This is a genomic window from Citrobacter sp. Res13-Sevr-PEB04-36 (genome assembly GCF_015672735.1).
Taxonomy (GTDB): domain Bacteria; phylum Pseudomonadota; class Gammaproteobacteria; order Enterobacterales; family Enterobacteriaceae; genus Citrobacter.
Window position 1 is genome coordinate 22,442 of sequence record NZ_JADABY010000078.1, and the last position, 8,370, is coordinate 30,811.

At 51.0% G+C, this 8,370-nt stretch carries 9 protein-coding genes; all 9 read left to right on the top strand.

The window, feature by feature from the left end; genetic code table 11:
* The first annotated feature begins 239 nt into the window (after positions 1-239).
* The 9 genes from kbaZ to agaB all read left to right on the top strand — a co-directional run bounded on the left by kbaZ (position 240) and on the right by agaB (position 8,277).
* On the top strand, positions 240-1,535 hold the full coding sequence (gene kbaZ / locus IMQ48_RS21985) for a tagatose-bisphosphate aldolase subunit KbaZ (protein WP_196210660.1): 1,296 nt from the start codon (positions 240-242) through the stop codon (positions 1,533-1,535).
* A 19-nt stretch (positions 1,536-1,554) separates the two neighbouring features.
* Positions 1,555-2,028: a PTS N-acetylgalactosamine transporter subunit IIB gene (agaV, locus tag IMQ48_RS21990; RefSeq protein ID WP_196210661.1), complete on the top strand. Its 474-nt coding sequence runs from the start codon at positions 1,555-1,557 to the stop codon at positions 2,026-2,028.
* A gap of 10 nt (positions 2,029-2,038) precedes the next feature.
* A complete protein-coding gene (gene agaW / locus IMQ48_RS21995; RefSeq protein WP_196210662.1) occupies positions 2,039-2,818 on the top strand; it encodes a PTS N-acetylgalactosamine transporter subunit IIC in 780 nt (259 codons plus the stop codon).
* Positions 2,808-3,686, top strand: coding sequence for a PTS N-acetylgalactosamine transporter subunit IID (gene agaE / locus IMQ48_RS22000; RefSeq protein ID WP_196210663.1), 879 nt, complete (start codon positions 2,808-2,810; stop codon positions 3,684-3,686). Before agaW ends, agaE begins: the two co-directional genes overlap by 11 nt.
* Before the next feature lie 16 nt (positions 3,687-3,702).
* A complete protein-coding gene (gene agaF, locus IMQ48_RS22005; protein WP_196210664.1) occupies positions 3,703-4,137 on the top strand; it encodes a PTS galactosamine/N-acetylgalactosamine transporter subunit IIA in 435 nt (144 codons plus the stop codon).
* Positions 4,134-5,267: an N-acetylglucosamine-6-phosphate deacetylase gene (gene nagA, locus IMQ48_RS22010; RefSeq protein WP_196210665.1), complete on the top strand. Its 1,134-nt coding sequence runs from the start codon at positions 4,134-4,136 to the stop codon at positions 5,265-5,267. The genes agaF and nagA overlap by 4 nt, the downstream gene beginning before the upstream one ends.
* 302 nt (positions 5,268-5,569) lie before the next feature.
* Entirely contained in the window at positions 5,570-6,724 is a 1,155-nt protein-coding gene (locus tag IMQ48_RS22015; RefSeq protein ID WP_196210666.1) for an AgaS family sugar isomerase, read from the top strand.
* A 13-nt stretch (positions 6,725-6,737) separates the two neighbouring features.
* Positions 6,738-7,613 (top strand): tagatose-bisphosphate aldolase subunit KbaY, encoded by an 876-nt coding sequence (kbaY, locus tag IMQ48_RS22020; RefSeq protein WP_196210667.1) that lies wholly within the window; start codon positions 6,738-6,740, stop codon positions 7,611-7,613.
* Positions 7,614-7,800: 187 nt separating this feature from the next.
* Positions 7,801-8,277, top strand: coding sequence for a PTS galactosamine transporter subunit IIB (agaB, locus tag IMQ48_RS22025; protein ID WP_196210668.1), 477 nt, complete (start codon positions 7,801-7,803; stop codon positions 8,275-8,277).
* Positions 8,278-8,370: the final 93 nt, after the last annotated feature.

Genomic DNA, 8,370 nt, shown 5'->3' on the forward strand with positions numbered 1-8,370 from the left:
TAGTTAATTCTTTCGTTTCATTTCGTTTTGCCTATTAACGCCTTTCTTTTGCCGGATTGCAAGCGCCACAACCGGCTCAGTCATCGGTGGAACCGTCGCTGAAGCCTTTCATTATGTTTCTTTTGTGAAACAGATCGGAAAACAAATATCTTTCATTTTATTTTTATAGCGACATGACGCAGTATCAAATGAAACAAAACGAAAGATTGATGTCGTCGTAATCTGACCTGGAGAGGAAAGTGAAACATCTAACTACAATGGTGGAGCAGCATAAACGAGGGGAGACAAACGGGATTTATGCTGTTTGTTCTGCGCATCCACTGGTACTGGAATCAGCAATACGCTACGCCCACGAAAACCAGACACCGCTGCTAATTGAAGCAACATCCAATCAGGTTGACCAGTTTGGCGGCTATACGGGCATGACGCCAGCCGATTTTCGCCGTTTTGTGTACAGCCTGGCCGATTCGTTTGATTTTCCCCACGACCAACTGATTTTAGGTGGTGACCATCTTGGCCCTAATCGCTGGCAAAACTTGCCTGCAGAACAAGCAATGGCCAATGCCGACGATCTCATCAAAAGTTACGTGGCGGCGGGATTTAAAAAAATCCACCTGGATTGCAGTATGTCCTGCCAGGGCGATCCTGTTCCATTAACAGATGCTATCGTCGCTGAGCGTGCCGCACGTCTGGCGAAGGTCGCCGAAGAAACCTGTACAGCTCATTTTGGCGAGTCCGACCTGGTTTACGTGATCGGCACAGAAGTTCCGGTTCCCGGCGGTGCCCACGAAACGTTAACGGAGCTGGAGGTTACCACGCCTGACGCAGCACGCACCACGCTGGAAGCTCACCATCATGCGTTTGAAAAACAGGGCCTGGACGCCATCTGGCCACGCATTATCGCGCTGGTTGTACAGCCCGGCGTCGAATTCGATCACACGCACATCATTGATTATCAGCCACAAAAAGCCGTCGCCTTAAGCAAGATGGTCGAAGCCTACGACACATTGGTCTTTGAAGCGCATTCCACTGATTATCAAACACCACAGTCACTACGCCAGCTGGTCAAAGACCACTTCGCAATCCTGAAGGTTGGCCCAGCCCTGACCTTCGCCCTGCGTGAAGCGCTGTTCTCACTGGCCGCTATTGAAGAAGAATTATTGCCGGCGAAAGCCTGCTCCGGTCTGCGCCATGTTCTGGAAAGCGTGATGCTCGATCGCCCGGAATACTGGCAAAGCCATTACCACGGAGATGGCAACGCACGCCGTCTGGCGCGTGGTTACAGTTACTCCGATCGGGTTCGTTACTATTGGCCAGATAGTCAGATCGATGATGCCTTTGATCGACTTGTTCGCAACCTGGCGGACGATCCTATTCCACTGCCGCTCATCAGCCAGTACTTACCGTTACAGTACGTAAAAGTGCGCGAGGGAGGTCTCAACGCCACACCACGAGAGCTCATCATTAACCATATTCAGGACATACTGCAGCAATACCACCGTGCCTGCCAGGGCGCATCATCCCATAATGCATAACAAGAAAGAGAAAAACGCTATGCCAAACATTGTATTAAGTCGCATTGACGAACGTTTAATTCACGGTCAGGTCGGTGTGCAATGGGTCGGATTTGCGGGGGCAAATCTGGTTCTGGTTGCCAATGATGAAGTCGCTGAAGATCAGGTTCAGCAAAACCTAATGGAAATGGTGCTCGCAGAAGGAATCGCGGTGCGCTTCTGGTCACTGCAAAAGGTGATCGACAATATTCATCGGGCCGCCGATCGACAGAAAATTCTGTTGGTCTGCAAATCACCCGCAGATTTCTTTCGCCTGGTTGAAGGCGGTGTGCCTGTTGACCGCATCAACGTTGGCAATATGCACTACGCCAATGGCAAGCAGCAAATCGCAAAAACTGTTTCTGTGGACGCTAACGATATTACGGCGTTTAACGGGCTGAAAGCCGCCGGTGTGGAATGTTTCGTTCAGGGCGTTCCAACCGAACCCGCCCAGGACCTCTTTAAACTTCTCTGAGGAATTCACAATGGAAATTAGTCTGTTGCAGGCTTTTGCGTTGGGTATTCTCGCCTTTATCGCAGGCCTGGATATGTTCAACGGGTTAACGCATATGCACCGCCCGGTAGTTCTTGGACCGTTGGTCGGGCTGATACCGGGCGATCTACATACCGGTATTTTAACCGGTGGTACGCTGGAACTGGTCTGGATGGGTCTGGCCCCTCTGGCGGGCGCTCAGCCGCCGAACGTTATCATCGGGACCATTGTCGGAACAACGTTTGCCATTACCACCGGCGTAAAACCGGAGGTCGCCGTCGGCGTAGCGGTGCCGTTCGCCGTAGCGGTTCAGATGGGTATTACCTTCCTGTTCTCCGTGATGTCAGGGGTTATGGCTCGCTGCGATCGGATGGCGGCGAATGCCGATACAGACGGAATTGAGCGAGTGAACTATCTGGCGTTACTGGCGCTGGGGACGTTCTACTTCTTATGCGCCTTCCTGCCTATTTACTTTGGTGCAGAACATGCCAAAACCGCCATTGACGTGCTGCCAACCCGCCTGATTGATGGCCTTGGCGTCGCAGGCGGCATCATGCCAGCAATTGGTTTTGCCGTGCTGCTGAAAATCATGATGAAAAACGTCTACATCCCCTATTTCATCCTGGGTTTTGTTGCCGCAGCCTGGCTCAAACTCCCGGTACTGGCGATCGCCGCCGCCGCGTTGGCAATGGCACTGATCGATTTTCTGCGTAAATCACCTGAACCTACGGCCCCAGCAGCACAAAAAGAGGAATTCGAAGATGGAATCTAACCAAACGGCTCTGCCGAACGCTTCCGATACCGAAGATACGCTGCTTACCGGTACCAATGAAAATATCTATGAAGACCAGAACATTGGTGCGGAGCTGACGAAAAAAGACATTAACCGCGTAGCCTGGCGCTCCATGCTGCTACAAGCATCCTTTAACTACGAACGTATGCAGGCATCAGGATGGTTGTACGGTCTGCTGCCCGCACTGAAAAAAATTCATACCAATAAACGCGATCTCGCGCGTTCAATGAAAGGCCATATGGGTTTCTTTAATACCCATCCATTTCTGGTGACATTTGTCATTGGCATCATCCTCGCGATGGAACGCTCCAAGCAGGACGTGAACAGTATTCAAAGTACCAAGATTGCCGTGGGTGCACCACTCGGCGGCATTGGTGATGCGATGTTCTGGTTAACGCTACTGCCCATTTGCGGAGGGATCGGGGCCAGCCTTGCTCTGCAAGGTTCTATTCTCGGCGCCGTTGTTTTTATCGTGTTTTTCAACGTGGTTCACTTGGGCCTACGCTTTGGTCTGGCACACTACGCTTATCGGATGGGCGTCGCGGCCATCCCGCTAATTAAGGCCAATACCAAGAAGGTTGGGCATGCGGCCTCCATCGTTGGGATGACAGTGATTGGCGCGCTGGTAGCAACCTATGTTCGCCTGAGCACTACACTGGAAATCACTGCTGGCGATGCGGTTGTGAAACTGCAAACAGACGTTATCGATAAGCTAATGCCAGCTTTTCTGCCGCTGGTCTACACATTGACCATGTTCTGGCTGGTCCGTCGTGGCTGGAGTCCTCTGCGCCTTATCGCCATTACCGTGGTGCTCGGTGTGGTAGGCAAGTTCTGTCACTTCCTGTAAATACAAGGGGTTGTAGATGTTAGGTATTATTTTGACGGGTCATGGCGGGTTCGCCAGCGGAATGGAAAAGGCGATGAAACAGATTCTGGGTGAACAGTCGCAGTTCATCGCCATCGACTTTCCAGAAACTTCAACGACTGCCTTACTCACCTCGCAGCTTGAACAGGCGGTAAGTGAACTCGACGCTCAGCAAGATATCGTATTTCTGACAGACCTGTTGGGCGGTACGCCATTTCGCGTCGCTTCCACGCTGGCTATGCAAAAACAAGGGACTGAAGTGATCACCGGCACCAATCTGCAGTTGCTGCTGGAGATGGTGCTGGAGCGCGATGGCCTGAGTAGCGAAGAATTTCGTTCACAAGCACTGGAGTGCGGGCATCGCGGTCTGACCAGCCTGGTCGATGAACTGGGACGGTGTCGCGAAGAACACCCCGTTGAGGAAGGGATATGACACAACTGCTGCGCGCCAGACGTCTACTGACTGAGCAGGGCTGGCTGGACGATCATCAATTGCGTATAGAAAAAGGTGTAATCACAGCGATTGAGCCTATCCCCTCTGGCGTGGTGGGTCGCGATGCAGAGCTGCTTTGTCCGGCTTACATCGATATCCACGTACACGGTGGTGGAGGCGTCGATGTGATGGATGAGGCGCCGGATACGATCGATAAACTGGCGATGCACAAAGCGCGTGAAGGGGTAGCCAATTGGCTACCCACCACCGTCACCGCCCCATTGCACGATATTCACAGGACGCTGGAACGCATCGCCCATCGTTATCACACCGGCGGGCCAGGCGCGCAGGTGCTGGGCAGTTATCTTGAAGGTCCGTACTTTACGCCACAGAACAAGGGCGCGCACCCGCCGGAGCTTTTCAGGGAGCTGGAGCTTAATGAACTGGATGCGCTAATTGCTATCTCCCAACAAACATTGCGCGTGGTTGCGCTCGCGCCGGAAAAGCCAGGTGCACTGCAAGCTATCCAGCACCTCAGACAACAGGATGTCAGGGTAATGCTAGGTCATAGCGCTGCCACCTGGGAACAAACCCGCGCGGCCTTTGATGCCGGTGCAAACGGGTTAGTACACTGCTACAACGGCATGACCGGCTTACATCACCGGGAGCCAGGAATGGTTGGCGCAGGGTTAACCGACCCACGCGCCTGGCTGGAGCTTATCGCTGACGGGCACCACGTCCACCCGGCAGCCATGAAGTTGTGCTGCTGCTGCGCGAAAGACAGGCTGGTGCTGATCACCGACGCAATGCAGGCTGCTGGAATGCCAGACGGGCGCTATACGCTATGCGGTGAAGAGGTGGAAATGCACGGCGGTATTGTGCGTACCGCCTCCGGTGGGCTGGCAGGCAGTACGCTCTCGGTTGATACAGCGGTACGTAATATGGTCGAATTCACCGGGATAACGGCAGAAGAGGCCATTCGTATGGCCTCACTCCACCCTGCGCGCCTGTTGGGAATCGATCGCCTGCTGGGATCGTTAGCGGTGGGCAAGCGTGCCGATACGATCGCGCTTAATAGTGGGCTACATTTACAACAAATCTGGATTCAGGGTCAGGCTCTCCCCCTCTAGCCCTTTCATTTTATCTCCTGTTGGCCTGCAACCCTCGATTGCCAGGCCTTTCTTTTCCTTTCGATTGAGAAAATACTAATCCGCACAGTGTTAATCCTATTGCTTGTAAATCAATAAGATAAATACAGTCATCGTTCTCACGATCACAAATTTCGTTTTATTTCATTTCGTATCATTGATCTTTCGATTTCTTTCCTATAAATTTTAATCAATCAATCATATGAACAAGTGAAACGAAACGAAAGATAGCGACATTTTCGCCAGCGTCTTATGTGGAATTTACGAGACTAAGGACTTAAGTTATGCCAGAAACCTACACCCCTGTTACTGCAATAACAGGCACCTGGACAGAAGAAGAAATCCGTCAGCAGCCTGCCTGTTGGATCCGCTCCCTCAGTAATATCGAAAAAATCCGATCCTCTATCGACAGCTTTCTCGCACCTTTGCTGCATAAAAGCGATCTGCGGATCGTACTGACGGGTGCAGGAACTTCCGCGTTTATCGGTGACATTATTGCCCCATGGCTCGCCAGCCACACAGGGAAGAACATCAGCGCCGTACCAACGACCGATCTGGTCACCAATCCGATGGATTATTTGGCACCTGCGCATCCGCTACTGCTGGTCTCTTTCGCCCGGTCTGGTAACAGCCCGGAGAGCGTTGCAGCAGTTGAGCTGGCTAATCAGTTTGTACCTGAGTGCTATCACCTCTCAATCACCTGTAACGAAGCTGGTAGCCTGTACCAAAACGCGGTCGACAGCGATAACGCGTTTGCACTGCTAATGCCTGCGGAAACGCACGATCGCGGTTTCGCGATGACCAGCAGCATTACCACTATGATGGCCAGTTGCCTGGCCGTATTTGCTCCAGAGAAAATTAACAGCCACACGTTCCGCGACGTGGCCGATCGCTGTCAAACGATCCTGACGTCACTGGGCGATTTCAGCCACGGCGTGTTTGGTAACGAACCGTGGAAACGGATCGTTTACCTCGGCAGCGGTGGGTTACAAGGTGTTGCACGTGAATCAGCGCTGAAAGTTCTGGAACTTACAGCAGGTAAATTGGCCGCATTCTATGACTCGCCAACCGGTTTTCGCCATGGTCCTAAATCACTGGTCGATAACGAAACGCTGGTCGTGGTGTTTGTCTCCAGCCATTCCTACACACGTCAGTACGATCTCGATCTGCTGGCGGAGCTACGCCGCGATCAACAAGCACTCCGAGTTGTCGCCATTGCCGCAGAGACCGATGCCATTATTGAATCCGGCCCACATATTCTGTTGCCGCCTTCACGCCCTTTCATCGATATGGAACTCGCCTTCTGCTTCCTGATGTATGCCCAGGTTTTCGCACTGACGCAATCCATCAATATCGGCAATACACCGGATACCCCTTCTGCCAGCGGTACAGTCAACCGCGTAGTGCAAGGCGTCGTTATTCATCCATGGCAGGCTTAAGAGGAAACGCATCATGAGCATTATTTCTACGAAGTACCTCCTGCAGGATGCCCAGGTAAAGGGTTATGCCGTACCTGCTTTTAACATTCACAATGCCGAAACAATCCAGGCGATCCTCGAAGTATGCAATGAAATGCGATCGCCGGTGATCCTCGCCGGAACGCCCGGCACCTTTAAGCATATTGCCCTGGAAGAGATCTACGCACTGTGCAGCGCCTACTCCACCAGCTATGACATGCCGTTGGCTCTACATCTTGATCACCATGAGTCGCTGGACGATATTCGTCGTAAAGTGAACGCAGGAGTTCGTAGTGCCATGATCGACGGCAGCCATTTCCCGTTCGAGGAAAACGTAAAGCTGGTGAAATCAGTGGTGGATTTTTGCCACGCCAAAGATTGCAGCGTTGAAGCAGAATTAGGCCGTCTGGGCGGCGTTGAAGATGACATGAGCGTGGATGCAGAAAGCGCTTTCCTGACAGACCCACAGGAAGCAAAACGTTTTGTCGAATGTACTGGCGTAGACAGCCTCGCCGTCGCTATCGGCACTGCACACGGTCTCTACACCAAAACCCCTAAAATAGATTTCCAGCGTCTGGCGGAAATTCGTGAAGTGGTCGATATTCCACTAGTACTGCATGGCGCAAGTGATGTACCTGACGAATATGTCCGCCGCACCATTGAGTTGGGCGTGTGTAAAGTCAACGTCGCCACCGAACTAAAAATCGCCTTTGCCGATGCAGTTAAAGCGTGGTTTGCTGAAAATCCACAGGGTAACGATCCCCGTTACTACATGCGTGTCGGTATGGATGCCATGAAAGAAGTGGTGCGCAGTAAAATTAATGTCTGCGGATCGGCAAACAGATTAATGCCTGCCCGCGAATTATCATAACCGCTTTCTGGCTTCATTTTTTATGAAGGAACGCTACTTGGTGAGTATCAGATAGCGTTCGCTAATCATATAACAAAGGAGACATATTTTTTAAATTACGCTAAATAAATTTATGGATGCGGTACAGCAATAATAATGTATTCCAATAATCTATATTATTCAAATATTTTATGGCGAGGATTTAATTATGAGCAGTCCAAATATTTTATTAACCCGTATCGATAACCGATTAGTCCACGGCCAGGTTGGCGTTACCTGGACATCCACAATCGGAGCTAACCTGCTAGTCGTTGTCGATGATGACGTCGCGCAGGATGAGATCCAACAGAAACTAATGGGCATTACTGCAGAAACCTACGGTTTTGGTATCCGATTTTTCTCCATAGAAAAAACAATCAATGTCATTGGTAAAGCCGCACCACACCAAAAAATATTCCTTATTTGCCGGACACCGCAGACGGTAAGAATGCTTCTTGAAGGTGGAATTACGTTGGACGCTGTCAACGTTGGCAATATGCATTTCTCAGAAGGCAAAAAGCAGATCAGCAGTAAAGTCTATGTTAACGCTCAGGATCTTGATGACCTTCAGTTTATTAAAAAAAAGGGCGTAAATATCTTTATTCAGGATGTCCCCGGCGATCAAAAAGAAAAGATCCCTGAGTAAAAGGTAAATCAGTTTTTCCGTAATAAAAGGACTTATTTATTTAAGGTGATTAACATGCATGAAATAACCCTTATTCAGGGGATATCCCTGGCT